The 26,818-nt window shown below is 62.3% G+C and carries 25 protein-coding genes; 15 read left to right on the top strand and 10 right to left on the bottom strand.

The window, feature by feature from the left end; genetic code table 11:
- Nucleotides 1-36 precede the first annotated feature (36 nt).
- Nucleotides 37-3,441, bottom strand: coding sequence for a GAF domain-containing protein (locus tag BLR34_RS02210; protein WP_092698985.1), 3,405 nt, complete (start codon nucleotides 3,439-3,441; stop codon nucleotides 37-39).
- Nucleotides 3,442-3,589: 148 nt separating this feature from the next.
- Here BLR34_RS02210 and BLR34_RS02205 point away from each other — a divergent pair, with 148 nt between their 5' ends.
- Nucleotides 3,590-4,483: a tetrahydrofolate dehydrogenase/cyclohydrolase catalytic domain-containing protein gene (locus BLR34_RS02205; RefSeq protein ID WP_092698983.1), complete on the top strand. Its 894-nt coding sequence runs from the start codon at nucleotides 3,590-3,592 to the stop codon at nucleotides 4,481-4,483.
- 168 nt (nucleotides 4,484-4,651) lie between these two features.
- Nucleotides 4,652-5,197 (top strand): hypothetical protein, encoded by a 546-nt coding sequence (locus BLR34_RS02200; RefSeq protein ID WP_143414105.1) that lies wholly within the window; start codon nucleotides 4,652-4,654, stop codon nucleotides 5,195-5,197.
- 4 nt (nucleotides 5,198-5,201) lie between these two features.
- Here BLR34_RS02200 and BLR34_RS02195 read toward each other — a convergent pair whose 3' ends face one another.
- On the bottom strand, nucleotides 5,202-5,897 hold the full coding sequence (locus tag BLR34_RS02195; RefSeq protein ID WP_092698979.1) for a DUF7117 family protein: 696 nt from the start codon (nucleotides 5,895-5,897) through the stop codon (nucleotides 5,202-5,204).
- Nucleotides 5,898-6,031: 134 nt separating this feature from the next.
- On the opposite strand from BLR34_RS02195, the gene BLR34_RS02190 reads away from it, so the two are divergent.
- Nucleotides 6,032-6,802 (top strand): hypothetical protein, encoded by a 771-nt coding sequence (locus tag BLR34_RS02190; RefSeq protein WP_092698977.1) that lies wholly within the window; start codon nucleotides 6,032-6,034, stop codon nucleotides 6,800-6,802.
- Between the two features lie 103 nt (nucleotides 6,803-6,905).
- On the opposite strand, the gene BLR34_RS02185 is transcribed toward BLR34_RS02190, so the two are convergent.
- On the bottom strand, nucleotides 6,906-9,095 hold the full coding sequence (locus BLR34_RS02185) for an elongation factor EF-2 (RefSeq protein WP_092698976.1): 2,190 nt from the start codon (nucleotides 9,093-9,095) through the stop codon (nucleotides 6,906-6,908).
- 303 nt (nucleotides 9,096-9,398) lie between these two features.
- Here BLR34_RS02185 and BLR34_RS02180 point away from each other — a divergent pair, with 303 nt between their 5' ends.
- The 4 genes from BLR34_RS02180 (at nucleotide 9,399) to BLR34_RS02165 (ending at nucleotide 11,970) form a co-directional block, all read left to right on the top strand.
- A complete protein-coding gene (locus BLR34_RS02180) occupies nucleotides 9,399-10,442 on the top strand; it encodes a hypothetical protein (RefSeq protein WP_092698974.1) in 1,044 nt (347 codons plus the stop codon).
- A gap of 151 nt (nucleotides 10,443-10,593) precedes the next feature.
- Complete coding sequence (locus BLR34_RS02175; protein WP_092699467.1) at nucleotides 10,594-10,869, top strand: ArsR/SmtB family transcription factor; 276 nt, start codon at nucleotides 10,594-10,596, stop codon at nucleotides 10,867-10,869.
- 2 nt (nucleotides 10,870-10,871) lie between these two features.
- The gene (locus tag BLR34_RS02170) at nucleotides 10,872-11,171 is read left to right on the top strand and encodes a DUF8036 family membrane protein (protein ID WP_092698972.1); all 300 of its coding nucleotides are present in this window, start codon (nucleotides 10,872-10,874) and stop codon (nucleotides 11,169-11,171) included.
- 49 nt (nucleotides 11,172-11,220) lie between these two features.
- Nucleotides 11,221-11,970, top strand: coding sequence for a DUF5781 family protein (locus BLR34_RS02165; RefSeq protein ID WP_092698970.1), 750 nt, complete (start codon nucleotides 11,221-11,223; stop codon nucleotides 11,968-11,970).
- Nucleotides 11,971-12,342: 372 nt separating this feature from the next.
- On the opposite strand, the gene BLR34_RS02155 is transcribed toward BLR34_RS02165, so the two are convergent.
- Complete coding sequence (locus tag BLR34_RS02155) at nucleotides 12,343-12,471, bottom strand: AbrB/MazE/SpoVT family DNA-binding domain-containing protein (protein ID WP_092698968.1); 129 nt, start codon at nucleotides 12,469-12,471, stop codon at nucleotides 12,343-12,345.
- A 181-nt stretch (nucleotides 12,472-12,652) separates the two neighbouring features.
- On the opposite strand from BLR34_RS02155, the gene BLR34_RS02150 reads away from it, so the two are divergent.
- Nucleotides 12,653-13,612: an AAA family ATPase gene (locus tag BLR34_RS02150; RefSeq protein ID WP_092698966.1), complete on the top strand. Its 960-nt coding sequence runs from the start codon at nucleotides 12,653-12,655 to the stop codon at nucleotides 13,610-13,612.
- On the opposite strand, the gene BLR34_RS02145 is transcribed toward BLR34_RS02150, so the two are convergent.
- The 4 genes from BLR34_RS02145 to BLR34_RS02130 are packed head-to-tail and all read right to left on the bottom strand — an operon-like array spanning nucleotide 13,613 to nucleotide 17,092.
- Entirely contained in the window at nucleotides 13,613-14,152 is a 540-nt protein-coding gene (locus BLR34_RS02145) for a DUF7519 family protein (RefSeq protein WP_092698964.1), read from the bottom strand.
- Nucleotides 14,149-15,513 (bottom strand): DUF58 domain-containing protein, encoded by a 1,365-nt coding sequence (locus BLR34_RS02140; protein ID WP_092698962.1) that lies wholly within the window; start codon nucleotides 15,511-15,513, stop codon nucleotides 14,149-14,151. Before BLR34_RS02140 ends, BLR34_RS02145 begins: the two co-directional genes overlap by 4 nt.
- Nucleotides 15,510-16,139, bottom strand: a complete 630-nt coding sequence (locus tag BLR34_RS02135) for a DUF7269 family protein (protein WP_092698960.1) — start codon at nucleotides 16,137-16,139, stop codon at nucleotides 15,510-15,512. Before BLR34_RS02135 ends, BLR34_RS02140 begins: the two co-directional genes overlap by 4 nt.
- A complete protein-coding gene (locus BLR34_RS02130) occupies nucleotides 16,136-17,092 on the bottom strand; it encodes a DUF4129 domain-containing protein (RefSeq protein ID WP_176765206.1) in 957 nt (318 codons plus the stop codon). The genes BLR34_RS02135 and BLR34_RS02130 overlap by 4 nt, the downstream gene beginning before the upstream one ends.
- 127 nt (nucleotides 17,093-17,219) lie before the next feature.
- Between BLR34_RS02130 and BLR34_RS02125 the strand changes: the two genes are divergently transcribed.
- The 3 genes from BLR34_RS02125 (at nucleotide 17,220) to BLR34_RS02115 (ending at nucleotide 19,411) form a co-directional block, all read left to right on the top strand.
- Nucleotides 17,220-17,825, top strand: a complete 606-nt coding sequence (locus tag BLR34_RS02125; protein WP_092698956.1) for a DUF7549 family protein — start codon at nucleotides 17,220-17,222, stop codon at nucleotides 17,823-17,825.
- 81 nt (nucleotides 17,826-17,906) lie between these two features.
- Nucleotides 17,907-18,488 carry a (d)CMP kinase gene (gene cmk / locus BLR34_RS02120; protein ID WP_092698954.1) on the top strand — a complete coding sequence of 194 codons (582 nt, stop codon included), beginning with the start codon at nucleotides 17,907-17,909 and terminating at the stop codon, nucleotides 18,486-18,488.
- A gap of 2 nt (nucleotides 18,489-18,490) precedes the next feature.
- A complete protein-coding gene (locus BLR34_RS02115) occupies nucleotides 18,491-19,411 on the top strand; it encodes an RNA-guided pseudouridylation complex pseudouridine synthase subunit Cbf5 (RefSeq protein WP_092698952.1) in 921 nt (306 codons plus the stop codon).
- 12 nt (nucleotides 19,412-19,423) lie between these two features.
- Here BLR34_RS02115 and BLR34_RS02110 read toward each other — a convergent pair whose 3' ends face one another.
- Entirely contained in the window at nucleotides 19,424-20,776 is a 1,353-nt protein-coding gene (locus BLR34_RS02110; protein ID WP_092698950.1) for an LLM class flavin-dependent oxidoreductase, read from the bottom strand.
- 54 nt (nucleotides 20,777-20,830) lie between these two features.
- Complete coding sequence (locus tag BLR34_RS02105) at nucleotides 20,831-22,063, bottom strand: carboxylate--amine ligase (protein ID WP_092698948.1); 1,233 nt, start codon at nucleotides 22,061-22,063, stop codon at nucleotides 20,831-20,833.
- A 149-nt stretch (nucleotides 22,064-22,212) separates the two neighbouring features.
- Here BLR34_RS02105 and BLR34_RS02100 point away from each other — a divergent pair, with 149 nt between their 5' ends.
- The 4 genes from BLR34_RS02100 to BLR34_RS02085 all read left to right on the top strand — a co-directional run bounded on the left by BLR34_RS02100 (nucleotide 22,213) and on the right by BLR34_RS02085 (nucleotide 25,808).
- Nucleotides 22,213-23,181 (top strand): quinone oxidoreductase family protein, encoded by a 969-nt coding sequence (locus tag BLR34_RS02100; protein WP_092698946.1) that lies wholly within the window; start codon nucleotides 22,213-22,215, stop codon nucleotides 23,179-23,181.
- Nucleotides 23,182-23,251: 70 nt separating this feature from the next.
- Nucleotides 23,252-24,166: an ABC transporter ATP-binding protein gene (locus BLR34_RS02095; RefSeq protein WP_092698944.1), complete on the top strand. Its 915-nt coding sequence runs from the start codon at nucleotides 23,252-23,254 to the stop codon at nucleotides 24,164-24,166.
- Nucleotides 24,166-24,996: an ABC transporter permease subunit gene (locus BLR34_RS02090; protein WP_092698942.1), complete on the top strand. Its 831-nt coding sequence runs from the start codon at nucleotides 24,166-24,168 to the stop codon at nucleotides 24,994-24,996. Before BLR34_RS02095 ends, BLR34_RS02090 begins: the two co-directional genes overlap by 1 nt.
- The gene (locus BLR34_RS02085) at nucleotides 24,993-25,808 is read left to right on the top strand and encodes an ABC transporter permease subunit (RefSeq protein WP_092698940.1); all 816 of its coding nucleotides are present in this window, start codon (nucleotides 24,993-24,995) and stop codon (nucleotides 25,806-25,808) included. Before BLR34_RS02090 ends, BLR34_RS02085 begins: the two co-directional genes overlap by 4 nt.
- The last annotated feature ends 1,010 nt before the right edge of the window (nucleotides 25,809-26,818 follow it).

The following is a 26,818-nucleotide window of genomic DNA, read 5'->3' as shown; positions in this document are numbered from 1 at the left end:
GTAGTCCCGTTGAGGGGCTAAATATCTAGACGGCGTTCAATCGTCGAGGAGACAGCTGAAGAGTCGCCGCTGAGCTTCCCGGAGATGGTGGGTAACCGTCGGCTGTGACAAGTCGAGAAGGGCAGCCAGTTCTTCGCCCGTCGTCTCGCGGGGCGACTCGAAGAAGCCGCTCTCGTACGCGCTTACCAGCACCTCGCGCTGTCTATCGGTGAGGCGGTCGTCGAGGGCACTGCGAATGTTGCCGCCCTCGACTGTATCACCGGCGGGGTGTCTGGCGAGGAGTTCTGTCTCGGCGTACTGGTCGCCGAGTCTGTCGAGGAACTCCCGAACGGTCAACTCCGTCGAGAGTCTGACCGTCGCTCGTGTCGTCTCTGGGGTGGCGGTGACCGACTGTGGAATCCCGCCACAGTCGAGGATGTCTGTTCCGACGGTCTTCTCCGAAAGCGTCGCCCGGAACAGGTGGGTGTTCTCCCGGCGGGTGTGTGTCAGTGATTCGACGGCGACGAACTCTCTGTCGAGGGCGAGTATCTGCTCGATGGGTGGGTCTGACAGCGAGAACAGTACCTGTGTCGCCCGGTCAGCGAGCGGTGTTATCTCTCGGTAGCTGACCGGCTCGTCGACGAGGGTCGCAATCGCGTTGAGGAACGTCTCTGTCTGTCCGAGAGAAACCTCTATCTCGGTCGCTCCGTCTGCGAGCATCCCCCGGCGGGTTTCGACACTGTTGATGCCGTAGGCGATAGCTGAACCGAACTCCACGACCAGGTCCGTGACGCCGTCGTCGCGGACGGTGGGCTCTGGGCCGTACACCGTGAGCACACCGTAATCCGTCTCGCCGTAGCCGAGCGGGATAGCGAGAACTGACTGGAAGCCGCGCTCGATAGCCTCTCGCGCCCACGATTGCTCACGCATCTGCGTCGCGACGTTCGAGACCGTCGTTACCACACCCGAGTCGGCCGCCCGCACCGCGGGTTCTTCACTCTCTGGGGCGAGGGAGACGGCGTCGAGATACCCGTCCTCAACGCCGGCCCACGACCGGGGTTCGATAGTGTCGCTGTCTGCCGGACGGTGACCCACCCACGCGAACGAGAGCGCCGTCTCCTCGACGAGTCGTTTACAGAGGTCGGCCTCCAGTTCCTGTCGCGTCGTCGCGTCACGCATCACTTCCATCAGCGTCCGACTGGCCGACAGCAGCCGATCGGCGCGTTCGAGTTCTCTCGCCCGCTCTTCGAGTGCCGCATCCCGCTCGCGGATGTCGGCCTGCCCGGCGACGCGGTCGAGTGCAGTTTCCACTGTCGTCGCGAGCAGTCCGACGAGCTTTCGACGCTGACCGGTGAAGACGCCGCTCTCCCGGGAGGCTGCGGCGAAGACGCCGTGTTCACCGAGCGGTATCAACAGCGACGCGCGGGCGGACGTATCCGGCTTCGCAAGCCGGTCTGAGTTCCGCACGTCGGCGAAACACTGCGGTTCGCCCGTGACGTAGGTGTGCCAGGTGATGGAGTCGCCTTTCCCCGGGCCAAACACCGGAGACTCCCCAAAAAATTCGAGGAACTGCTCGGTGTCGGCGACCGGTTCGAGCAGATTCGTTTCTTCGTCGAACAGGAAGATACCGATTCCCGAAAGGTCCAACACGTCGGTAGCCGTGTTGACCGCAACGTCGCTAATCTCACGTGGGGTTTCGGCAGTGAGGAACTGACGGGTCGCCTCGTACAGCGCGGTCAGCGTCTCCTCGCGCTGGCGGCTGTCGACGGCGGCAATCGCGTGGCCGACTGTCTCTCCAAGTTCGTCGAACACCGAGCGCTTCCGGGCACAACCGGGGGTGTCCGCCGCCGAGAAGACGACGATGACCCCGTGGTCGGTGCCGTCGTAGACGATTGGGATGGCTGCGACCGACTCGACGGCCGCACTCTGGAGCGCCCCCCGCCAGCCGTCTGGCAGGTTGTCGGCTGTCGCAGGGTGACAGACCTGTGTCTCGGCGGTCGCGAGTGCGCGCTGGACCGGGCCAGCGGGGGCCACGGCGGTCTTCTTCGAAAAGAGCGCGTCGACCAACTCACCGGCACCCTCGGTCCAGGCAGTCGCATGGAGGGCCTCCTCGCCGACGGACTGGAGGGCAACGGCGTCCTGGTATCGGTCTGCAGTCGTCAGGTTTTCACAGACTGCCTGGAGGATTTCGTCGCGCGTTTCGGTGCTGAGAAGCGCCTTCTGGACCCCCCGAATAATCCGGTTGATGTGGTCTAGGTCTGCGAGTTCGTCGCGCTGTTCTTCCAGTCGCTGCTCTCTGGTCGCTCGGGCCGTCACGTCGTCGATAGTGAGGACGACACGTTCGAGCGAGTCGTCGTCGAACATCGGCACGCCGTCGACCGAGATGATGGTTTCGTCGCCATCCGGATGGTCGACGACCAGTTGCTCGTCTTCCAGTGGCTCTCCCGTGCGCTTGATGCGGTTGAACGGGAAGGCCGATTCCGGGAGCTCATCGCCGTCTGGCCCCCGGATACGCACGTCTTCGGGTGAGTAGACACAGCCCTGGAGTTCGTGCTGGCTGGTTCCCAGAACGGTAGCAGCCTGCTCGTTTGCCCTGACGATAGTTCTGTCCGTGTCGATGACAACGATGCCGACGGTACTGGTTTCGAGAATTCGTTCGACGAGGTCACGCTCAGCGGCGAGTTGCTGTTGGTTGGTCTTTCGCTCTGTGATGTCGGTCACGATACCGACGATACGGACCAGTTCTCCCTCCTCTCGGATGCCGACAGAGCGGCTGTGGACCCACCGCAACTGGCCGTCTGGCCGGACGACACGGTACATTTCGTCGTAGCTGTCCGGGTCTTGTACTTGTTTTTGCAGTGCCTCCCGAAGTCGCTCGCGGTCGTCGGGATGGACTGTCTCCAGGAGTGACATGCGGTCCTCGTAGAGATGTTCCGGACTCCGCCCCCACACCTCCTCGTAGGCGTTGTTGACGTACTGAATTTCCGCCTCGTCTTCGACGTGGGTGAGCCAGACGACATCGTTTATATTCTCTGTTACTTCCCGCAACAGCGGTGTCTGGTCGTATTCGGACGTGTGTTCCGGCGTCTGCTCGGCGAGGGCCAGCGCGGCCTCGATGCGGCGGTCGATAACCGCCGGCGCTGTGGCCCCGGGCGAGGCGTGAATTACGTCGGTGACGCCAGCATCGAACAATCGCTCGACAGACCCCGCCCGGTCGCCGACGAAGGCGATGACAGGAATCGACTGGTCGCTCGCCTCGAACGAGCGTGTCACGTCGACAACCTGCTCGGGGTCGAGTGTGTCTGAGAGAAGGACACAGTCGGCGGCAGGCGGCTCCGTCTCTTTACTCCAGGTCAGGCGCGACAGGGACCGCTCGTCGCCGAGTGCCGACGGCAGCGAGCCGGCATCCCCCTCTCTCCCCGTAATAAACAGTATCTCTGGTGGCTCGGTGAACGCGTACATTGGCAGCAGGGTGGCTCTGAATAGTTCTAGAGCCGCTCGTTCGATATTGTCCTTTCGCTTTCAAGACGTGGTCCCGGCCGGTCGGCCGACAGTCCACGGGAGATAGCAATTCGAGACGTTCAAGACCCACCGCTACGCGAGGATAGATATGACAGAGATAATCGACGGAAACGCGGTCGCGGCGGGGCTCCGAGAGGAACTCACGTCCTGTGTTGACACGCTCACAGCGGCCGCTAGTCGCCCGACACTGGCGACGGTATTGATGAGCGACGACCCGGCAAGTGAGACGTACGTCTCGATGAAACAGGACGACTGTGAAGAGTTGGGTATCGGGACGCGTGACGTAGAACTCGATACAGATGCCCCAGCAAGTGAGTTGTTCGGGGTTGTCGACGACCTCAACGCCGACGACGACGTGAACGCGATTCTCGTCCAGTCACCGGTGCCCGACCACGTCGATTACCGGGAGGTACTCGAACGCATCGACCCGATGAAAGACGTCGACGCCTTCCACCCTGAGAACGTCGGCCGACTCGTCGCGGGCTATCCGCGGTACAAACCCTGTACGCCCCACGGCATCCAGCGCCTGCTCGCAGCCGCAGATGTCGACACCGACGGGAAAGATGCCGTCGTCGTCGGGCGGTCACGCATCGTTGGCAAGCCGATGGTGAATCTGTTCATCCAGGACGCACCCGGCGGGAACGCGACGACGACCGTCTGTCACTCCCACACCGACGACCTGACAGCCAAGACGCGTGAGGCCGACATCGTCGTCGCCGCAGCTGGCGTGCCGGAACTCGTCGACGGGTCGATGCTCAAAGAGGGCGCTGTCGTCATCGACGTAGGTATTAACCGCATCGAGGCAGAGGACGGCGACGGCACCACGCTGGTCGGCGACGTGGACTTCGAGAGCGCCAAAGAGAAAGCGAGCGCAATCACGCCCGTTCCGGGCGGTGTCGGCCCGATGACGCGTGCGATGTTACTCTATAACACCGTCAAGGCGGCCAGCCTGCAGACCGACACCGAGGTCGAGTTGCCGTAGCTGTCGGCCCAGCTCGACTCCTGTTTCTCACCGGACGACGACCGGACGTGGGTGAATCTGAGTATGAGATACCTGTACTCAATATTATTCGCAGAGATTTGAAAAATTACTATTTGCTTGTATATTAATGCTGAAGCTATATCTACACAGACCTGCACTGGACCGATGATGACAGAGACAAGCTCAAGTGCCGAACTGAGTGGACAGTATATTGCATCACTCGTCGAAAGTGCAGGAGACGTATCGCCGGTGTTCGAGCGGAAGGTCCGAGATATTTTCAAGGAGTATATTTCGACGGAAATCGAGTACGACCAGTGGTATCCGGTTCCGGAAGTCACAGACACCTATCAGCGCATCGCCCGACAGGTGGGGTCGTCGACGATGCAGGAAGGGGGTGCCGCGAGCGCACAGGCCGTCGAGTGGCCCGACCACGTGACGCGTGTCGCTGACGGACTCGAACTGCTCAACGACATGCACCAGCAGGCCCACCGTGGCGGCGAGGAGGCCCATCCGGGCGGTCAGTATCTCGTCGAGACCGAGGATGCGCGGGCGGCGCGGGTCGCCGTCTCAAGTGACTGGCCTTACACTGTCCCGCTCGCAGAAGGCGTCTTCAAAGGAATCGTCAAAGACCTCGGCGACGACGACGCGGTTCCCTCTCTCGAAGACGTGGAGTCCCGTCACGACGAGGAAGCGGCCTGGAAACTGACCTGGTAACGCGTTAGAGCCGTTCGAGCGCGCGGGCCAGTGCCGCCTCGTCGCCCTCGCGCAGGTACGCGCTGACGTCTCTGGTGGTTCTGACAAGCTGTTCGGCCTCCGTGGGGTCGACATCCCCGTCGAGCGCCTCGATTCGTTTCCGCCGCGACCGGAGCCCAGAGAGAACCCGGTCGACTTCTGTCTCTCGGTCGTCGTGGACGCGCCGCAGGTCTGTGAGATAGATATCGACCGCGGCAGCAACTGCGAGACCGCGCTCTGGTGTCAGGGTTTCTGGCACCTCGTCGGCTGACGGTCTGTCGTTCTGGTCGGCGAGTCGGAGCAGTTCGAGCAGATAGAGTTCTTCCTCGTCTTCGACGCGCATCACGCGGCCGAGCGTCGCGCCGACCCGGCGCAACTCACTCGCCGCCAAAACCGTGTCGTCGAGCGGTTGTAGCTCTCCCGCGTGGACGAACCCGACACGTCGGAGATAGTCTCGAGCCGCCGCCGCGGCGTCGTCGGCTAGCTGGTCGACACCCACGTCGTCGACCTCGGCTCTGACAGCAGTCAACTCGAATTCGGTGTTGCCTGCCGTGTGTGTCGTCGGCTCGTCGAGCCCGACGCTCCGGATGCTGCCACACTCCGGGCAGGTAATCTCGCCTGTCTCGTAGTACGACCACTGCACGCCACAGGACTGGCACTCGCGCTCGCCCCGGAGTTCCATACCTATAGCTAGCAGAGCCAGCCATTTAGTCGTCTGGATAACGGGCCGAGGAGTTCGACGGACCGAGACGACCCACCCACGGATTTTCACACAGCCATCACAAAACAGATATATTACCACAGTGAATCCGGGCTATGCGCCGCCGCCGTGCCCTCCAGCTAGTCGGCGGGACAGTCTGTGCACTCGCCGGCTGTCTCGGCCAGAACGGCTCGGACTCAGAACCGACGCCAGACCAGGACCCAGGGAAGACGACCACGCCGAGGGCAGAGCCGACACCCCGCGAACTCGGCACACAGGCCGGAGACGGAGTAGCCGTCGACGCTGTCAGTGTCCAGCGGTCCGTGATTCACCATCACGCCTGGCGCGAGATACACGAACCAGATGACGGACAGATGCTCGTTGTCACTGGGAGCGTTCCAGCGTCCATCGACAGGTCTGCCGTTCGATTCGACGCCCGCCTCGACGGTGATACCGTCAGCTCTACCGTGCAGACCGAGTTGCGAGACCGGTCACGCCTGTACGCGCTGTCGGTGCCCGTCGAGACCGTCGACGAGGCCGAACTCGTGTTACAGAACGGAGCGAAGCCAGCCTGGCGACTGCCCGACGATGTCACCGAGACCCTCGCCGCCGCCCCAGAGTTTCGTCTCACGACGGCCGAGATTCTGGACACCGACGGCGACACCGGACTACGGCTAACCGTCGAAAACCGTGGCGAGCGGGACGGCGTGTTTCGGGGTGTCGTCGAGTACGCGGACGCAGCCGACGCAGACAGCCCCGTCGAAATACAGGTCTCCGCCGGCGAGACCGTCACCGAGACCGTACAGCCCTCGGCGCTCGAGAGCTGGAGCGCAGACGCTGAGTTTGCCCGCGACATCGCGCCGAAGACGCGTGTCTTCGAAATCTGACGCCACAGCGCTCGGTCACTGGTTCCTCAGATGGGAGTCGAAACACGCACTGCTGTCTCGGACGAGAACCGCAAAAGAGAGAAGTCAGTGGGCGCTCGGCGGCTTAGAAGTAGTCGATGCTCTCGGGCAGTTCGAGCTTCATGCCCTTGCGCTCGCGAATCTCGTCAATCTGGTCCGGCTGGAGGTTGTCGGCCATGACCTGGAAGCCGGCGTTTTCGGTGTTCCAGGAGGCACGTCCCTCGGTGGCCGAGCGGATGTCCGAGGAGAAGCCAATCATCTCTTCGACCGGTGCGACACCCTCGACGACCATCAGGTCGCCTTCCTGGTACATGTCGTCGACGCGGCCACGACGGCCCTGGACTTCACCACTTGCAGCACCCATGTGCTCGTTAGGCACGTCGATGCGGACCTCCTGAATCGGCTCCAGAAGCTTGACCCTCGCGTCGATGAGCGCGTTGTGCAGCGCCTGGCGAACCGCCGGGATTACCTGTGCGGGACCGCGGTGGATGGCGTCTTCGTGCAGGCGTGCGTCGTGGAGCGTAATCAACGCACCCTCGACAGGCTCGGCGGCGAGCGGGCCGTCGTTGAGCGCTTCCTCGAACCCTTCGAGGACGAGTTCCATCGTCTCGTTGAGGTGCTGGATACCTTTCGTGTCGTCGACGATGATGTTCGCACCGTGGATGTGCTCGACGTTCTGTGAGGTGTCCTTGTCGAGACCCGCATCCTGAAGGGCCTCACGCCGTTCGAGTTCGGGCATGTCCATCGACGCCTTGCCCTGTTTGAGCGTGTCGATAATGTCTTGCTCGAGCGTCTCGACAGTCAGATAGAAGCGGTTGTGACGGTTCGGCGAGATGCCCTCGACCTCGCGGCTGTCCTCCTGTGGAGCCTCGCGGAAGACGACGATGGGTTCGCCAGTCGTTACCGGAATGCCCTGGTTGCGCTCGATGCGCTGGGTGACGACTTCGAGGTGAAGTTCGCCCTGCCCGGAGATGAGGTGCTCGCCGGTGTCCTCGTTGATTTCGATGTCGATGGTGGGGTCTTCCTTGGCGACCTGCTGGAGCGTCTCGATGAGCTTTGGCAGGTCGTCCATGTTCTTCGCCTCGACAGACTTCGTGATGACCGGCTCGGAGATGTGCTCGATGGACTCGAAGGGAGTCATCTCCTCGCTGGATACAGTCGAGCCCGCGATGGCGTCGTTGAGGCCGGTGACGGCGGCGATGTTGCCGGCCGGGACGTGGTCGACTTCCTCGCGCTCGCCGCCCATGTAGATACCGACACTCTGGACGCGGTTCTTGCCCGCAGTTCCGGAGACGTACAGTTCCTGGCCTTTCTCGATGGTACCGGAGAAGACACGCCCGGCAGCGATTTCGCCGGCGTGAGGGTCGATACCGATGTCGGTGACCATCAGGACGACCTCGCCGTCCTCGTCGACAAGCTGCATCTGCTCTGCGACGTCCAGTTCGTCGTCACCACGCCAGATACGCGGGATACGACGGGGCTGGGCGTCGACGGGGTTGGGGAAGTGCTCACAGACCATGTCGAGTACGACGTCTGCAAGCGGCGTCCGCTTGGCGAGTTCCTGGCGCTTGTCGGCGCGTTCGAGGTCGATAATCTCGCCAAAATCCATCCCGGTGCGCTGCATCGACGGCAGGGAGACGCCCCACTTGTAAAGCGCAGAACCGAAGCCGACGGTCCCGTCCTCGACGGAGACTGTCCAGTCTTCCTCGATGTCGTCCATCTCCTCGGTCATGCCCCGGATGAGGTCGTTGACTTCGCGGATGACGCTGGTCATCCGCTCTTGCATTTCCTCGGGGCCTTCCTGCAGTTCGGAGATAAGGCGGTCGACCTTGTTGATAAACAGCGTCGGTTTGACGCCCTCCCGCAGCGCCTGGCGCAGGACCGTCTCGGTCTGTGGCATCGCGCCCTCGACGGCGTCGACGACCACCAGTGCGCCGTCGACGGCCCGCATCGCACGGGTCACGTCACCGCCGAAGTCGACGTGGCCCGGCGTGTCGATGAGGTTGATGAGGTGGTTTGTCCCCTCGTACTCGTGTGTCATCGAAACGTTCGCCGCGTCGATTGTGATACCGCGTTCCTGCTCGTCTTCCTCCGTGTCCATGGCCAGCTGTTCGCCGGCCGTGTCGTCGGAAATCATCCCTGCTCCGGCGAGCAGGTTGTCCGTCAGCGTCGTCTTCCCGTGGTCGACGTGTGCCGCAATCGCAATATTCCGGATGTTCTCCGGTTTATCCATCAGCGTTTCACATTCCTGGACGATTTTCTTTCGTCGGCCCATTATTACTGTCGCATACCGGCAGGAGGGTCAAAAGGGTAGTGTTTCGCGCCGACCAAATCCGGCTCGTTCGGAGGTTTCTGTGCTATTCTCACACAAGATGTTGCGACCGGCCGCCCTGTCGACGCCGAATAGGCTGCGCGTGACACGTTGGGGTCGCTTCGGACCGGTCCCTTATTTAAACCCTCCGGCGAGACCGCCACCGATTTGGAACGAAATTTCAATAGTCTCACGCGGGATGTTCCCGTGAATTTGTCTCGATGTTGAAAAAACCACTTTATACAGCAGTCGAACGGTGCAGTTGCAATGTCAAACGACAATACGACACGACGGCGACTTATACAGGTAGCTGGAGCGTCGACAGCCGCCGCATTGGCGGGTTGTCTCGGTGGCTCCGACGACGACTCGATGGACGACGAGAGTGACGGTTCGATGGCTGACAGTGACGAGACGGACGGCGACGACGGGATGGACGGTAGTGACGAGATGGACGACGGACCCGAGCCGACGGACCCGTCCGAGGCACCACGGGCCACCGTCGACCGCTTCAGCGAGGAGGCCGGGACGCTATTGGTTCGGACCGAGGAGAATGGTCTGCCTGCCCCGGACGAACCGGTCGACTTCGACCAGGGGCCACACATCACGAAGGGGCTCGGTCCCGACGGTGAGATGGTCGAGTACTACAACTTCGACGTCCAGCCGGAGACGCCCGCACCGATTTACGCGCTGTTCCACGAGAACGGCGACCCCGTAGAGGGGCAGCTCAACGTCCTCGACGTGATTCCGGGCGACGATGGATACAACGACTTCTGGCACGTCCACAAGGTGACGGTACCCGACGACTACGAGGCCAATGTCGTCACCAGCGTCGACGATATCACCGAGGCGGGCTACGACGTGGAACCGACCGGTATGATAAAGAACTGCCCGGTCGTTCCCGAGGGCTCGACCGCTTCGAAACACTTCGGCGACGACCACGACGAAGCACCGGTCGTCGACGGCTGGTACGGCGGCGAGGTCGTCTCCTACTTCCTGTTCGAAGAGGACTCCTACGAGGCGACTTCCGACGGGAAGATACCACTCTCGCCGATTTACGTCAGCTTCAACACGAACCCAGGACAGGAAGGCGGCGGCCCGGCCTCCGGCTTCATGACCGAAGAAGGCAGCGACCAGACCCACAACGTCGTCGCGACAGTGCCCGGTGACGACGGCTATTCGCCGCTGTGGATGGTCAATCCGTACGACAACGCTGACTTCGACGACGTTTCCGACCTCGACTCCGCAACGGACGCGAACGTCCTTGCGATGGGTGCTGCGACCGTCAACTGCCCTATCGTCTCGATGGGTTGACGCTCCTGCACGCCCTCAGAGTCGGATGCAGACATAGCACACCAGGTGGAGAATGTACCACGAGAACCAGGGGAGCGAACTCGAGAGGACACCCGACGCGGAGACAGATGTCGAAACCCCTTTTGTCACACCATCTGATAGGACCAACTCAATGGAGAAGGCCCTGTGGTATCTCTTTGCTGGGAGTCGCGGCGGTGCAAACAGGGTTCGCATCGTCAGAGAGCTAGCAGACAGGCCGCGGAACGCGAACGAACTCGCCGATGAACTGGACCTCAATTACAACACGATAGACCACCACCTGGATATGCTAGAAGACCACAACGTCGTCGAACCGAGCGAGCACGACTACGGGAAGCTGTACTTCCTCACGGACCAGTTCGAACAACATCAAGAGACCTTCGAGACGATCTCAGAGGAGGTGAGCTGACGATGGCGATGGGTGTGCCGACGATACTGGGAATCGCACTGACCGCCGTCAACAGCGTCTTACTCACGGTCATCTCGCTCGTCTGGCTCCGGAACTACCGCCAGTTCCGGTCGACGATGGTGCTGGGCTTGCTCGGATTCTGTCTCGTCTTACTGGTCGAAAATCTCGTCGGCCTGGTATTTTTCCTCAGCAGTATGAACATGCTGTACGCCGCAGACCCCATTGCGGGCCAGGTCGCGCTGGGGATGCACCTGCTCGAACTTATCGCGGTCAGCTTCCTCACCTACGTGACGCTGAAATAACACAGGGCGCCACAAATCTAATACGCCAGCGTCCCCTGGCTGTGTGCGTATGGACGTTCTAAAGGAGGGACCAGGCCCTGCGGAACCGTTTCTCGCCGCCAGCGAACTCGTCGAAACGGAGTGGCCCCTCGAACGACCCGTCACCGTGACCGTCGTCGAAGACCCCGACGAGCGAACCCGCGTTAGCCACTCCGCGGAGGGACACCGCCTGACGATTTCACGCCAGGCCGCAACGAGCGCGATGGCCCGAGAGCTGGCACTCCACGAGTTCGCGCACATGCACCACCACGAGCAGGCACACCCATCACACACACAGTCGACAGAGGAAGCCATCTATCTCGCCTTGACCGGCCGGACTGTCGAGAAGCGCAAGCTGACCCACTGCTACCAGATTGCCAATCACATGAAAGATATCTACGCCGACGACCTCTGGCTCGATGTGGCCCCGGCCGACAAGCTGGTCGATTTCCTCGAGGCCAGTCTCGCCAACTCCGTGGCCGACCGGCCAGACGGTCCGCAGGCGTGGGACCTGCTCACCGCGGGCGCAGACCCCGAAATCACGGCCGTCAACGCGGCCTTCGCTCTTGGGCTCGTCGAGCGACACAACCTCGTCGGCGACGACCACCGGCTCTATGACCTCGCCCACGCGGCCGCCGCAGACGCGCCCGAGGTCGACTTCGAGCACTTCAGAGAGCTGTTCAGGTCGCTTGCCGCCGACCCTGACGAGAGCGAGTACCGGAAACACCTAGTCGACGCCGCCCGCGAGTACGCCGGCGGGACTGGCCCCGCAGCGGATTGATACCCACGTTGAAGCGACTAGACTGATTGTACGACACCGACCGAAATTCGCCGTTGCCTTGCCGCTGCAACCGCCCAACATCGTAGCCTTCGTTTCGGTGTTCTTGCAGCGTCTCTAGGTCGCTGTGAATCTGAGTAATGGCCTGTTGTGCGGCGTGTTGTGACGGGTCGGCAAAGGTCGGCCACTGGTCTGTCCAGTCTTTGAGTTTGTTGTGTTGGTCGTAGTCAGATGGTCTATCGTTGTAGTCTGAGTTATACTAGTCTCGGACAGCGTGATTACGAATCTGCCGGAGAATGTCGATTTGGTGCCACGCTTCGCTTGCCACGTCGTCGGGCAGGTACGCGCGGAAGCGAAGCGTGTGTTTCATCGGTGTTAGTCGAGTTTTTCGACAGTGAGTTTCAACTGGTCGCCTTCTTCCAGATTAAGCCCGTCTCGGACTTCTTCTGGGATTGTTACTTGCCCGCGTTCTCTGAGTTTTGGGTAGCACTCCATCGAAATCATTATTATTTATTCATACTCAATCGTAATAAAGGTTGGGTGTTGTCGGCTTCAACCCCGGGGCAGTCGCCTTGACTGCCTGTACAACACCGCTGTGTGGCACGGCTGTACCGACTCGGAACCGGTACCGTGAGGGGGTGTAACAGAGAGATAGTTGTAAGGGGACGGGACCTGTTTTTGCGGTATGGACGTTACCGAAGCAAGTGAGACGACCCAGTCGGTTATCGACGAAATACTCGGCGCAGTCATCGGCGAACGGGAGTTCATGGAGACAGTCATGATCGGCGTCCTCTCTCGGGGGCACGTCCTGCTCGAAGACGTTCCCGGCACCGGGAAGACACTGACCGCGAGTTCGCTGGCGACGGCGCTCGGACTCGAATTCTCGCGCATCCAGTTCACCCCCGACCTCCTCCCGTCGGACGTGACTGGCACCCACGTATTCAACGAACGCGACCGTAGTTTCGAGTTCTCCGAGGGACCGATTTTCGCCAACGTCGTTCTCGCTGACGAAATCAATCGCGCACCGCCAAAGACTCAGGCCGCCCTGCTCGAAGCGATGCAAGAGCGACAGGTGACCGTCGACGGCGACACACACGACCTACCCGAGCCCTTCTTCGTCATCGCCACCCAGAACCCTGTCGAGCAGGAGGGGACCTTCGAGCTTCCCGAGGCACAGGTCGACCGCTTCCAGGTGAAATCCTCGGTCGGGTACCCTGAAGAAGAGGGCGAGTTCGAACTGCTCCGGCGGCGGGCGGGGCGTGACGTACAGACGCCGAGTGTCGATTCGATACTCGACCCGGATTCAGTCAGAGCCCTGCGACAGGTCGCCGAGACCGTCCACATCGACGAGGACGTGCTGAAGTACGTCGCCAGGGTGGGACGAGCGACCCGGAATCACCCACAGGTCGAGGTCGGCGTCTCACCGCGCGGGACACAGAAGCTGTTCGAGTCGGCGCGCGCACACGCTGTCATCCAGGGACGGGAGTTCGTCACCCCCGACGACATGAAGCAGGTTGTCGAGCCGGTACTGGCACACCGGTTGGTCCTCAAGCCCGAGGCAACGATAGAAGGCGTCGAACAGCGCAGTGTCGTCCGGGACGTACTCGACCAGGTGCCGGTACCGACGGTCGAACTGGAGGCGTAGCTACCCCGACCGCGAGGCCGAGCCAGCGAGCACGAGCCCCGAGATGAGTAACGTGACCGCAGCCAACAACACGACGACGGCGGACTCCGGCTGCTGTGTCGGCGACACGTAGTAGATGCCGGCACCGACAACGCCACTCGCGGCAGTCACGCCGGCCGTTTGCCCGACATGAGAGACGACGGCACGCGTCGCTCTACCGTCTGCGCCGACTTGTGAGCCGATGCGGACGGTATACCGGCCCGCATCGTATGCCACGACTATCCCGCCAGCCGCCACCAGCGCGGGTACAACCGCGCCGTCCGTGCCGACAAGCAGACAGAGTGCACCGAACATCACGCCGGCACCGGCGGTGACGATACGATGGCTTCCGCGGAAGAGCCCGGCCGCGAGCAGGAAGCCGCCGGCCGTGACACCGACTGCTAACGACAGCCGGAACGAAGCAAGTGCCACGGCTGCCACGAACGACCCGCCGAGCGCAGCAGCGGCTCCCGCCGTCGGCGGCTGATACTCAAACGCCGTCCAATCACTGTCCACACTCATTGTGACCACCCCTTCATCGTTCGCGCAACAGCAACGTCGAGTGATATATCTGACGGCCAGTCGATGACCGGGACGCCGTAGCCGTGGATGCGGCCGATTCGCTGTTGGCGGTCGAGTGTCGCGACGACACCGCCGCGGCTGTCCATCCGTGTCGGGTCCGGCGAGATGACAGTCACTTCGTGACCCGCCGACTCCAGGAGCTGAATCGGTACCTCAATCGTGTCGTCGACCAGTGGCGTACAGAGGAGTATCTGACTCGGCTCGGTCAGCCGCTGGAGGAGTTGTATCGCTCGCAACCGGACCGGGAATGCGTTTTCGGGCGGGCTCGACGTGAACGCTGGCTCTGTCGAGAACGCGTCCAGCACTCTGGTCCGATGGGTCGACGTATCGCTCGGCGGTATCCAGACATCTGGGCCGAGCGTCGCGAGCCCGACGCGGTGGTCCTCCTCGAGTAACGTCACGAGCAGGCGACTCGCCGCCTCGATGCTCCGGTCGACAGCGTGGTTCTCAGACTGGTCGGTTCGAACGTAGGCCTCCTGGCGCAAGTCGAGAAACAGCACAATCGAAGTCGACCGCTGTGTGCGGAACTGAAGGGTCGTAAGCTCCCGACTCGATGCGTACTGATTCCAGTCGATACGCCGGAGGGAGTCGCCCGGCCGATACTCCCGGACCGCGTAGAATTCGAGGCCGTCACCGGAGTCATCGGTTGCCAACCGGCCGGCATACGGCGTCGTCAGACGCCGTACGACCGGTATTTCGAGCGTGTCGGGGTCGTATCGACACTGCAGTTGGCTCGGTGCCGTCAGTTCGTACTGGCGTTCGCGTGCGGCCATCCGGTCGCTCACTATCGCTTGGACACCTTCGAAGCGGTGGTTGCCGCTCTCTGCTTCGATTTCGTACTCGATTGTACACGTCTCGCCTGGTTCCAGTCTGGTTGCGAGTCGTGGCGCCCCCGAGGTGACCCGAAGCTCCTCTGGCACGAGGTCGATGAAGCGACAGTCAGGCAACACCCTGTCTCCGCGGTTCCGTATCGTCGTTTCGACCGTCACGGTCTCGCCAGCGTCGGGTGACTCAGGCGTGAGCGACCGGCTGACTCCGAAGTCCGGTCTCGGTGGTGAGGAGAGGCTGCGGGCCGCCAAGACGCCGATTGCGACCACGGGAGCGAGCAGCAACGCCTCCGTCTGGAATATAATTCCGAGTCCCGCGGCGACCATGGCTCCCCCGCCGACGACGTCCCAGTAATCGGGAGTGTAGGTGTCGAGAAGGCGAGTGTAGGCCTGCTCGCTCGTCGTGTCGTCGCGTTCGTCGTCAGTTGGTTCCGGCGTCGTCTCACGCTCCTCGCGTTCCTGAGTGACACTCATGCAGACTCACCTCTCTCCTGTTGCTCGGTCTCGTCGACCCCGGTAGACAGTGCGCCTTCGGGCAGCAGTTGGTCGCCGCGCTCGATTGCGCCGAGCTCGTCGATGACGTGGCTGGCCTGCTCGCCGGCGGTCGCACCCCCGTCGCGCCAGGGAACCAGCGACGGCGCGTCGTTGCCGTCATCGTCGGTAAAGAAGGCGACTGCGCGGTCGTTCTCGGACCAGGCTCCGGATTCGAGCAGGTCGTTCGCCTCGGCCTCGGTCAGATTGTACCGCTCGGTCAACGTCGCCAGCGCCAGCGGACGCAGACGGTCTCGGAGGTCGTCGTGTGTCTCTTTCCACCTGCGCTTTTCTTCGGGACGGAACGGCCGCCGGGAGAGCGTCGCCAGTTGGTCTTCGACCTCGTCGCCCGGCGTCGGCAGGCTGGCAGGCCCCTCAGTCGCAGGGATATCCGCCGCTGTCCGTGACTCACCCCTGATGTACAGGGCGCCAGCGCCGACAACGGCAGCGCCGAGAATGACAGTCAGCTGTCTCGCAATCGGCAAGTCGATGCCAAATTGCGGAGCGAACATGACTGCCACCGCACACACGAACAGACCGATACCGACGAGGGTCCGTCTCGGTCTCACTGGCGGTCACCTCCGCTTTCGAGAGCCGACTCGCCACTTCGCTCGATTCGCCGAAGGGTGGCCTTGGCACGCTGTTCGTGCTCCTCGGTAATCGGCGTCGTGCCGTATCGAACCTGTTCGAACAGTTCGGTAAGCTCGTCGACGTCCTCAGTATCGAGGCCGGCGGCAAGCGCTGCGTCGGCGAACTCACCGGGAGTGCTCGCCTCCGGGTGTTCGACATCGAGCGGTTCGGCCATCCGCGCCCAGGCGCGGTAGACGGCGTTCTCGCTGTCGGACACCTGTGTGATTTCGTCGGCAGCGTCGCCAGCGGCGGAGATAACCTCGTCGGTGACCTCTGGCTCGTCGAGGGTCTGCTCGTCCTCTTTGCGGCGCTTCCTGCCACGCAGGTACAGACCGAGCAGGCCAAGCGCGCCAAGAGCCGCGACGAAGATGATACCCAGGCGGAACCGCTCGACCGGCGTATCCGACTCACCGCCCGAACTGCTCACAGCCTCTGTCACAGCGTCGGTCGACACATTGCCGGCGGCCTGCGCGGCTGCGCCGCCAGGGGGCGGACAACTGAGCAGCGCAGTCACCGCGATGACGATGGCCATTCCCGGCAGGAATATCAGCGGGAACGTGACTACACCCGCCATGAGCTCTCGGTTGTGAATGGCTCCGAGCACAGAGAGTGTGAGAGCAAGCAATACGACGATGACCGTGAGGTCGCTCTGGTCGTACCCCGCGGCACATTCGTCGTCCTCTTCGAGGGCCTGCCCGGTAGGGACCCCACCACCTCCTGGACCGGAGTCGTCGACGCTCGCGTTGCTATCGCCGGTGGCCTGGCCACCGGAGGTCGGTGAACCGGAGCCACTGCCGCCGCCATCGAGGCTGTCCGTAATCGCCGCCGCGCCGAGACCAATGCCGACAACACAGAGGAGGGCAACGGCAACGGGAACCAAGGAATTCCTCATTCGATGATGGCAATTACGTATCATTATATAAAAACCACGGTGTTTCGTGACGTTGTGACATATCCTCGTGTGGGTGCCCGAAGACGGACACGTTTAAGTTGGTCCTGTGACAGACCACTGCACGGACATGTGGGTACGTTCACGGTACACCAGTGAACTGGCAGTGCTCGCGGCTTGGGTTTCGCTTTTCATTCCCTGGAACGTGACCTACCACACGAGCGCGACTGTACAGGAGGCACCGGCAGCGGAGGGGACGATGTTCGTCCTTCGGTTTGCGCTTTTCGAGTTACAGCTTCGGGAAAAGGCAGTCACAGCCGGGAACATCCAGGTTGGGAACTTCGCCGAGTTCCTCGAAGCCCAGTACGCGGGTGTCAACCTGTTCGGCGGCCTCTATATCACCTCGCCGCCGACGGCGACGCGGTTCTACGAGGGGACGCTCTCACACGCGAGTCTCCTCTGGACTGTCGCCGCCGTCGCGTTCGCGCTTGCGGTGGCGTTGAGTCTGGCTCTGTATTTCAGGACCGAAACGACAATCGCCCGTCTCCCTGTCAGCGAGGTGCGGCTGATGGGGTCGCTGCTCGGGGCCGCCACGCTCGCGCTTGCAGGCTCCAGCTATCTGTACTTTCAACAACGGGATATCGTCGGTACGCCGATTCCGGTCGGCGTTGTCGTTATCGGCGCGTTGGCGGCTGTCCTGCTTGTCACCAGTGAAGTCACCGAGACCGCAGCGTAACCACCGTCTGAGGCACCCGGCGACGGGCAGTAGGTGGTCGGAACTCGCAACCTCTTTTAGGTAGACTGTGTGAGATTACGTATGTTGATTACCGTTTCCGGACAGGCCGGCAGTGGCAAGAGCACACTCGCGGCAGCTCTCGCCGACGCGCTCGGCTGCGAGCACATCTCTGGCGGTGACATCTTCCGTGACCTCGCCGCCGAGCGCGACCTGTCGCCCCTGGAGTTGAACCGGCTCGCCGAAGACGACGACCAGATTGACCGAGACCTCGACAGGCGGCTGCGAACGACCGCCAGCCAGGCGGACGACCTCGTGCTCGAATCTCGGCTCGCGGGCTGGATGGCCGGCGACCACGCCGACCTCAAACTCTGGCTCGACGCGCCGCTCGACGTTCGCGCCGAGCGCATCGCGGACCGAGAGGACAAGGCCGTCGAAACCGCACGCGAGGAGACAGAGGCCCGAACCGAGAGCGAGTCGATGCGCTATCAGGAGTACTACGGCATCGATATCAGAGATCTTACGATTTACGACCTCGTCATCGACACCGCCCGCTGGGGTCCCGACGGCGTCCTGACTCTCGCACAGTCGGCCGTCGAGTCATATAACCCTGCAAGCGACGAAGGCAAGACGCCCGTGACGGGGATTCGCTACGACTTCGAGTGACGATGTCGCTTCGTCCCCCACCCGCTGACCGGTCGCCGGCCGAGTTACTCTCCTTCGGGGTCGTCAACCTCGATAAGCCGCCTGGCCCCTCCTCTCACGAGGTGGCAGACTGGACGCGCGACCTCGTGGCCGACGCGCTTGCCGACACCGACAGAACGGTCGACCGAGTGGCACACGCCGGAACGCTCGACCCGAAGGTGACGGGCTCGCTGCCGCTGTTGCTCGGCCGGGCGACCCGACTCGCACAGGTCTTCGACGACAGCCAGAAGGAGTACATCGCCGTCCTCGAATGCCACGGCCCGCTTCCCTCGGATTTCGAGGCGACGCTGTCTGCCTTCGAAGGCAACCTCTACCAGAAGCCCCCGCGCAAGAGCGCGGTCAAACGCCAGCTTCGGGTTCGTCACGTCGACGAGATTTCCGTGCTGGACCGCGGCGACCGCCGACTCCTCGTTCGAGTTCGGTGTGAGGCGGGGACGTACATTCGGAAGCTCTGTCACGATATCGGACTGGCGCTCGGGACCGGGGCACACATGGGCGATTTGCGACGGTCGGCGACCGGGACGTTCGACGACACGGGCCTCGTCACGATGGAAGACCTCACCGACGCGCTCGCCTTCTGGACCGAAGACGGCGACGATGGGCCCCTTCGAGAGATAGTCGCCCCCGCAGAGCGTGCGCTCGCGCCGCTCGGACGAGTGACGATTGCGCCGAGCGCGGCCCGCGAAGTTGCCGAGGGTGCGCCGGTGTACGCGCCGGGTGTCATCGGGACGGAGCCAGCAAAGAGGGCGGAGACGCCACCGACTGAGGGCGACCTCGTGGCCTGTTACACGCCCGACGATGCGGCGGTCTGTCTCGGTCGGCTGGTCGGTGACCCCGCGGCGGCGTCGGGGACTGTCGTCGACCTCGAACGCGTCCTCGTCTGAGACCGAACCGACCTATCTCTCGTCGTTGTGTCCGGGATGTCCGGCAGGAAGACCGCGCTGTCCGCAGGTGCGCTCTCGAAGCGTTTCCCCGGTCAGAGGTTCGAGAACACCGCGCTCACGCAGTTCGGGGACCACAAGGTCGACGAAGTCTTCGAGCGTCCCCGGTCGGACCACTTCTTTGACGTTGACGCCGTCGACGCCGAGGTCCCGGTACCAGCTTTCGATAGTGTCGGCGACCTCCTCGGGAGTCCCGACCACGACCGGTGAGGTCGTCCCCAGCCCGGCAAACTCCGCGACCTCGCGGACCGTCCACTCGCGGTCGTCGTTCGTGGTGAAGGCGTTCACGACGCCCTGGATGGCCTCGGTCTCGATGTGCTCGATTCGCTGGTCCGGGTCGAGCGTCGAGAGGTCCATATCGACAAAGCCCGACAGCAGTGTCAACACGCCCTCGGTGTCGATGGCGTCGACGTAACTCTCGTACTTTTCGGCGGCGAGTTCTTCCGTCTCGCCGACAATCGGAACCAGTCCGGGGAAGAAGGCGACAGAGTCGGGGTCTCGGCCGTGGTCGGCGAGGCGAGATTCGAGGTCAGTGATATAGTCCGTGATAGCGGACTCGGAGGGCTGGCTGAGAAAGACCGCCTCTGCGTGTTTCGCGGCGAACTCACGACCACGGTCCGAGGAGCCAGCCTGATACAACACCGGCGTCCGCTGTGGCGACGGCTCACAGCCGTGTGGCCCGGGTACGTCGAAGTACGTCCCCTCGTGGCCGATTTGTTGTACTTTCGCCGGGTCCGTAAAGCGGCCCGCTGTGGCGTCACGCTCGACGGCACCGTCCGCCCAGGAATCCTCCCACAGCGCGTAACAGACCTCCATGAACTCCTCGGCCCTGTCGTAGCGCTCGTCGTGGTCGATGCGCTCCTCCAGTCCGAGGTTCGCCGCCGCGGACTCTAGGTAGGAGGTGACGATGTTGAACGCGACCCGCCCGTCAGTCAGGTGGTCGAGCGTCGAGAACTCCCGGGCAAGCTGGTAGGGGTGGTTGTAGGAGGTCGATTTCGTCACCGCAAAGCCGAGGTCGTCGGTGACCTCCGCCATCGCGGGGACGACGTAGGCTGGGTCGTTCGACGGCGTCTGGACGGCTCGTTCGAGTGCCGGGTCGGCGGAGTCGCCGTACACGTCGTAGATGCCACGGACATCGGCGAAAAAGACGGCGTCGAACCCGCCTCGCTCTGCGGTCCGTGCCACCTCTGTCCAGTACTCTCTGTCCCGGTACCGCTGAGATTGGTCGCCCGGATACCGCCAAGAGCCGACGGTGACGTGTTCGACCGAACTCATCGTGAAAAGGTTGAGGTGAAGGCGCTCGCTCACAGGTTGGATTCGGTCGCCAGACGGATGAATGAGCCACCTGCCGGAAATTTTTGCTCAGCAGGCGCAGTAGTACTCTTCTCCGCCGACTGCCGTCCGGAGCGCCCGGTAGGCAGGCCCGGGGTCGGCGGGGCGGTAGACAGCGGTCGTCAACTCGCCAGTATCCTCGAAGCTCCCGTCGACCAGGGCAGTCCAGTCACCACGTCCAAGACGGTCACGAAACCCGTCGGCCGTCGCCAGCAAATCGAGATAGTCCGGCAGGTACACCCAGCGGGCGTCTTCGACACCCTCGTGCTCGTACGTGCCGTCAGTCGCGTCAGCGTACGCGGCATACGGGAGGTTTGCCCCTGCCGCGACAGGCAGGCCAATCCACTTCCAGGGGCGCGTGTTGACATCCAAGAGGAGATATTCCTCGCGGTCCGGACAGTAGACGAACTCTGCCTCACTGATGCCGTGATAGCCAGCTTCGTCGAGGACCGCCAGTGCTCGCTCCTCGATGACCGGCTCCGAACTCCGTTCGACGAGACAGGAGGTCCCGAAATCGAGAGGGTTCCGGACGCGTGCGTTCCCGACCAGCGAGAGGGTCTCGCCGTCGGGTCCCCGGTAGGAGGCCAGCGAGTGGTCGCGTCCACGGACCGTATCGATACGGCGCTGTGCCATAATCTCGATGTCTTGTTCGGCAGCGAGGTCAACCACGTCTCGGAGGTCGTCCTCGCTTTCGACTTCGATGACGTTGGTGCCGACGGCCTCCTCGAACTCGCGTTTGAGTGCTGGCTTGACGACGAGCGGAAGCCCCAGCCTGTCGGTCACCGCGGCCGCGTCCGTCTCCGGGGTGAGTGGTACCGTCTCCGGGTAGGGGACGCCCAGCTGTTCTGCAATCTCGTACAGCGAGGACTTGTCGAGCACGTCGTCGATGACCGCACGGCCCGAAAAAGGGAGTCTGACGCCGTCGGGCTCGGTGTCGACAAGCGCGTGGACCCATTCGTCCATACAGCCGAATCCGACGAGGTCGGTGCCCGCCGCCGTGGCGATGGCTTCGACGTCTTCCCGGAACGCCTGCCGGTCGTCGAGTGGATACGTGACCTCGCCCGCGAAGTCGACATGCGTCGAGGGTGGCGCGACCCCGTCACCGGTCCGGTCGACGGCGATGACCGGAACCTCGTGTGCCGAGAGCGCGCGGGCGACACTCAGCCCCGTAATGTGTGCGTTCGCGACGAGTGCTGGCGGTCGCTCGAAGGTCGCGTCCGCGACCGCGCTGACGAGTTGCTCGTGAGAGTGAAACGCTACCATTGGGTGGATTACGTCCGAAGACCGTTATAGGCTCGTTGCTAGCGGCGAACACTACCAGCCGAGTATGTCAGATATAAATACGAACGACGAAACAGGAATATCAACCGCTGACCACAGCCTTTTGCCCGTGCAGCGTCACTGGACGATAGATGCACGCAATACGTGTCAAAGAGTACGGAGGTCGTGACGTACTCGATATCGAGGATGTTGCACAGCCCGAACCCGACGCCGGCGAAGTCCGTGTCGAGGTCAAGGCAGCTGGAATCAACTTTGCCGACATCATGCAGCGACGCGGCCACTACCAGGGCGGGCCAACCCCGCCGTACACGCCGGGTCTCGAAGTCGCGGGCGTTGTCGACGCGGTCGGCGAGGGCGTCGGTCGCGAGCCGGGTGACGAGGTTGTGACGATGGTCGACGACGGCGGTTACGCGGAGTACGTCACCGCGGACGCGGCCGGTCTGTTCGACGTCCCGACAGGACTGTCAGTCGAGGAGGCCGCCGGTTTTCCGGTCCAGTTCCTGACAGCCCACAACTGTCTGCACAGCTGGGGGGACCTCGAAGCCGGTGAGAGCGTCCTGATTCACGCGGCGGCGGGTGGCGTCGGGACAGCTGCCGTCCAGCTCGCCAGCGAGGCGGGTGCAGAGGTGTTCGGCACCGCCTCGACAGACGAGAAGCTGGCACTGGCAGAGCGTCTTGGCTGTGACCACCCCATCAACTACGAGGACGAAGACTTCACAGCGGTAATCGACAGCGAGACCGACCACGGCGTCGACCTGGTGCTCGACGGCGTCGGCGGCGAAACCAGCGCCCGTTCGCTCGATGCCCTCAAAGAGTTCGGCCGGATGGTCGTCTACGGGGCGGCCTCGGGCGAGCCCGGGCAACTCCGCACCGATGAAGTCCTGTTTGGCAACCAGACCATCCAGGGGTACCACCTCGGACGGGCGACACGGCGACAGCCCACGCGGGTGTTTGAAGCGGTCCCTGAGTTGACCGAACTGCTCGAATCCGGTCGTCTAGAGGTTCAGTTCGACCGCGCGTTCGACCTCACAGCCGTTCAGGACGCCCACGAGTATATCGAGTCGCGGCAATCGAGTGGAAAGGTCGTCCTCACGCCTTGACACTAGCCGTTGCACACGGGGAAACACAGCAGTACTGATTTAAATAATGGTAGTCAACTGATTGGATACCATGGCAGCGATTGAGGTCGAGAATATTTCGAAGCGATACGGGACCGTGACCGCACTCGATAGGGTCGATTTCACGGTCGAGGAAGGGGAAGTGTTCGGCTTTCTCGGTCCCAACGGAGCCGGGAAGTCGACGATGATTAACATCTTTCTGGATTTCGTTCGGCCGACCGACGGTCACGTTCGTATCTTCGGCCACGACTGCCAGACCGAGGGCAAGCAGGCCCGCGAGCGGATGGGCGTCCTCCCGGAGGGGTACCACGTCTACGAGCGCCTGACCGCCCGCCAACACCTCGAATTCGTGATGGACTCGAAAGGCGTCGCGGAAGAGCCAATGGAGCTACTCGGCCGGGTTGGCCTCCGGGACGCGGCCGACCGACAGGCCGGTGGCTTCTCGAAGGGGATGGCACAGCGGCTCGTCCTGGCGATGGCGCTCATCGGCGACCCCGACCTCATCGTCCTTGACGAGCCAACGACAGGACTGGACCCCAACGGAGCACGCGAGATGCGAAACATCATCCTTCAGGAGGCAGACCGCGGCGCAACGGTCTTTTTTTCCAGTCACATCCTCGAACAGGTCGAAGCCGTCTGTGACCGCGTCGGCATCCTCCACCAGGGAGAGTTGGCCGCTATCGACACCATCGAAGGACTCAGAGAGTCCGTCGGCGGCGGCACGAAGCTCCAGATACAGGTCGAGGGCGTTCAAAACGGGATGCTCGACGACATCGAGACGCTGGAGGGTGTCGAGAAAGCCTGGCTCAGCCAGGAGGGCACCCAGGTCGAGGTGACCTGTTCAAACGACGCCAAGCTCGACGTGGTCGTCGCACTCAACGACGCCGGCGTCGAGGTGAACAACTTCCGGACCGAGGAGGCGTCGCTCGAAGACATGTTCGCCGAATACACCGGGGGGAGCCGGTAATGACATGGCAGGCGATAGCGCGGAAGGATTACGCACAGTCGCGGGACTCGAAGCTGGTGCGGTATCTGCTGTATTTCTTCGTCGCGGTCTGTCTGCTGGGCGGATACATCTACCCGATTACCGTCGAAGCAGACCCGACGAAAGGCGAATTTACCGGCTTTATGACCGGCAGTATCACCCTGTTGTTGCCGTTGCTCGCCATCCTGCTCAGCTACAACTCTATCGTTGGCGAGCGAGAGAGCGGACAGCTGAACCTCCTGTTGTCGCTTCCGAACAAGCGCCGAGAGGTCGTTTTCGGCAAGCTGGTCGGGCGCGGTCTGTTTCTGCTAGCCGGCGTCGTCGTCGGACTCGTCGGCGCCGGGGCCCTCGTCGTCTACCCGTTCGGGTCGATAACGGTCTCCTCGACGCTCAGCTACGCCGGGTACATCCTGCTGACGCTGGCCTTTGGCGGCATTTTCTACGGAATCGGGCTCGCAGTCTCGACGTTCACCACCTCGAAGCGGCTGGCGACGATGACCGGCTTCGGCGCGTATTTCCTGTTCGTCCTCGTCTGGGACGGCGTCCGCCAGGGTATCAACATCGGCCTCGAACGGCTGGGCGTCATCAACGGGACGCCACCGGACTGGCTGTTGTTCGTCTACGGCATCGAGCCGACGATGCTCTACGACCGGCTGGTGGCGGCGTTTTTCGAGGAGGATATGACCGGCGCCTATCTCAGTGCCGACGCGTCCTGGTATCTGGGCGAGTGGGTCGCGCTGGCGCTGTTTCTCACGTGGGTCGTGGTTCCGCTGGCACTGGGCTACTGGCGCTTCGAGGTGACTGACCTATGAGCTGGACCGCGATTGCGCGCAAAGACTTTCTCGACGCAGCACGCTCGAAGACGCTCTGGGGACTGCTGGTTCTCTTTGTCGGCTACCTCGGGGTTATCACGTACCTCAGTCAGGGCCAAGACGCGGAACTGCTCCAGTTCATCGAACTCACCGCGGCCGGGTTCGTGCTGTTCGTCCCGCTGGTGAGTATCATCCTCGGCTACAAGGCCATCGTCGACGAGCGCGAGTCCGGGACGATTGCGTTGTTGCTCTCGTTGCCACACACGCGCCGAGAGATGGTCTTCGGCAAGCTAGTCGGCCGGTCGGCCGTGCTGGCGATTCCCGTCCTCGTCGGCCTGCTCGGGGCCTCGGTTGTCATTGCAGTGCTGTTCGACTCGTTCCCGGTCGTCGAGTACCTGCTGTTCGCGCTGTTGAGTGTCGGACTGGGCGTTGCATTCCTGGGCATCGCAATCGGCCTGTCGATGAGTACGACCTCGAACCGTCGGGTGACGACTGGAGCCTTCGGCGCGTACGTCGCGCTCGGTGTCCTCTGGAAGAACCTCATCGACGCGATACTCCTCTTGCTCTGGCGGTTCGACAGCGAACCACTCAGTGACCCGCCGGAGTGGGCGGTATTGGTCCAGTTGGCATCGCCGATGGAGTCATTCGAGCGCGTCACCGCCGCGCTGTTCGACATCGATATCGCATCGGCGTATACCGGCGCTGGTGCGCCCTGGGTCGCTGATGCCTGGGTCGCCGTGCTCTTGCTGGTCGGTTGGATTGTCCTCCCGCTTGCGGTCGGGTACGCGCGGTTCTCGCGCGTCGACCTGTAGTCGGTCGGAACCGCGTCTGAATCGGCGTATTCTGTCTCGTTGGCGGTGGGCAGTTGTGTTATCGCCTGACCGCTGAGGAAACGTCCAGAGGAAGATACTATTTGCTCTGGTCTGCAAGATAGCATGCGCGAGTCGGTCATCGATAGGCGGTTGTCTCTGAGGCGGCCGGTTCGTACGATACAGACAACGGCGTTGACCCTAGAGCAGGGCAAGTACAGTTCTTTCTGACTTGACCCTCCCTTCTCGGTTGACCCTGACTATGTGCTGTTGCCTACTCATCCCCGTTGTCAGTTTTGAGACTGGTGAGAGGAACAATAGAGACAGAGAGAACCAGTCTGATCAATTTATTGAGATAAGCGTTCACTACGCAAGTGGATTGACCGCCGAGTAACGTGTCACATAGACCGGTGTTCATACAGTTATACAAGCGAAGCGGTACATATCAATCAGTGAACTGATTTCTGGCCAGTAATTCTATACACGATGGAACCATCATCACAGCTAAGACCAGTTATGATCGGAGAAATCGACGCCATACGCACGGTGATGATACTGTATTATGTATTGATGGTGTTCTCACTCGGTCTGTGGGTCATCCGGGACGCTCGCACTCGCGGGAGTAAACAGCCTTACACATGGGCATTGGTGTCGGTCTTTACACCAATTGGACTACCATACTATCTCTACAAACGGTACCGAAATGTAGGTCTTGAGAAACGTGAGACGACAAGGAGGGTCGATCGAGTTCTTGCGACGTGGGCCAGTGCTAGTCTCGGTGCATTTCTCTTAGCCGCCGTTCTGACACCACCTGACCCGTTCTCGCAGATACGAGTAATGCTGATTGTCTTTCTCGTCTTTCTCCCGGGTGCGTATCTGCTCGTCTACCGTGGGAAATACCGAATGCTCCAGCAGTCGATTCAAATTTAGGTCTCCCAGGGGACCGGTGTACACGACCGTTCTGCTGGCTACACCTCTTTACTGACCGACTGTGCGCCGTTTTGGACTACACT

The organism is Halovenus aranensis, assembly GCF_900100385.1.
Lineage (GTDB): Archaea > Halobacteriota > Halobacteria > Halobacteriales > Haloarculaceae > Halovenus > Halovenus aranensis.
Note: the sequence above shows the minus strand (reverse complement) of the source record. Positions and strands in the feature narration are given on the sequence as shown.

Bases quoted from the DNA above. Each gene is read 5' to 3' on its own strand.
- BLR34_RS02090 (WP_092698942.1), top strand. From the start codon at position 24,166: ATGACATGGCAGGCGATAGCGCGGAAGGATTACGCACAGTCGCGGGAC.
- BLR34_RS02200 (WP_143414105.1), top strand. From the start codon at position 4,652: ATGACAGAGACAAGCTCAAGTGCCGAACTGAGTGGACAGTATATTGCA.
- BLR34_RS02170 (WP_092698972.1), top strand. From the start codon at position 10,872: ATGGCGATGGGTGTGCCGACGATACTGGGAATCGCACTGACCGCCGTC.
- BLR34_RS02180 (WP_092698974.1), top strand. From the start codon at position 9,399: ATGTCAAACGACAATACGACACGACGGCGACTTATACAGGTAGCTGGA.
- BLR34_RS02195 (WP_092698979.1), bottom strand. From the start codon at position 5,897: ATGGAACTCCGGGGCGAGCGCGAGTGCCAGTCCTGTGGCGTGCAGTGG.
- BLR34_RS02150 (WP_092698966.1), top strand. From the start codon at position 12,653: ATGGACGTTACCGAAGCAAGTGAGACGACCCAGTCGGTTATCGACGAA.
- BLR34_RS02125 (WP_092698956.1), top strand. From the start codon at position 17,220: ATGTGGGTACGTTCACGGTACACCAGTGAACTGGCAGTGCTCGCGGCT.
- BLR34_RS02140 (WP_092698962.1), bottom strand. From the start codon at position 15,513: ATGAGTGTCACTCAGGAACGCGAGGAGCGTGAGACGACGCCGGAACCA.
- BLR34_RS02185 (WP_092698976.1), bottom strand. From the start codon at position 9,095: ATGGGCCGACGAAAGAAAATCGTCCAGGAATGTGAAACGCTGATGGAT.
- BLR34_RS02095 (WP_092698944.1), top strand. From the start codon at position 23,252: ATGGCAGCGATTGAGGTCGAGAATATTTCGAAGCGATACGGGACCGTG.
- BLR34_RS02205 (WP_092698983.1), top strand. From the start codon at position 3,590: ATGACAGAGATAATCGACGGAAACGCGGTCGCGGCGGGGCTCCGAGAG.
- BLR34_RS02155 (WP_092698968.1), bottom strand. From the start codon at position 12,471: ATGATTTCGATGGAGTGCTACCCAAAACTCAGAGAACGCGGGCAAGTA.
- BLR34_RS02165 (WP_092698970.1), top strand. From the start codon at position 11,221: ATGGACGTTCTAAAGGAGGGACCAGGCCCTGCGGAACCGTTTCTCGCC.
- BLR34_RS02085 (WP_092698940.1), top strand. From the start codon at position 24,993: ATGAGCTGGACCGCGATTGCGCGCAAAGACTTTCTCGACGCAGCACGC.
- BLR34_RS02105 (WP_092698948.1), bottom strand. From the start codon at position 22,063: ATGGTAGCGTTTCACTCTCACGAGCAACTCGTCAGCGCGGTCGCGGAC.
- BLR34_RS02210 (WP_092698985.1), bottom strand. From the start codon at position 3,441: ATGTACGCGTTCACCGAGCCACCAGAGATACTGTTTATTACGGGGAGA.
- BLR34_RS02175 (WP_092699467.1), top strand. From the start codon at position 10,594: ATGGAGAAGGCCCTGTGGTATCTCTTTGCTGGGAGTCGCGGCGGTGCA.
- cmk (WP_092698954.1), top strand. From the start codon at position 17,907: ATGTTGATTACCGTTTCCGGACAGGCCGGCAGTGGCAAGAGCACACTC.
- BLR34_RS02145 (WP_092698964.1), bottom strand. From the start codon at position 14,152: ATGAGTGTGGACAGTGATTGGACGGCGTTTGAGTATCAGCCGCCGACG.
- BLR34_RS02190 (WP_092698977.1), top strand. From the start codon at position 6,032: ATGCGCCGCCGCCGTGCCCTCCAGCTAGTCGGCGGGACAGTCTGTGCA.
- BLR34_RS02100 (WP_092698946.1), top strand. From the start codon at position 22,213: ATGCACGCAATACGTGTCAAAGAGTACGGAGGTCGTGACGTACTCGAT.
- BLR34_RS02130 (WP_176765206.1), bottom strand. From the start codon at position 17,092: ATGAGGAATTCCTTGGTTCCCGTTGCCGTTGCCCTCCTCTGTGTTGTC.
- BLR34_RS02115 (WP_092698952.1), top strand. From the start codon at position 18,491: ATGTCGCTTCGTCCCCCACCCGCTGACCGGTCGCCGGCCGAGTTACTC.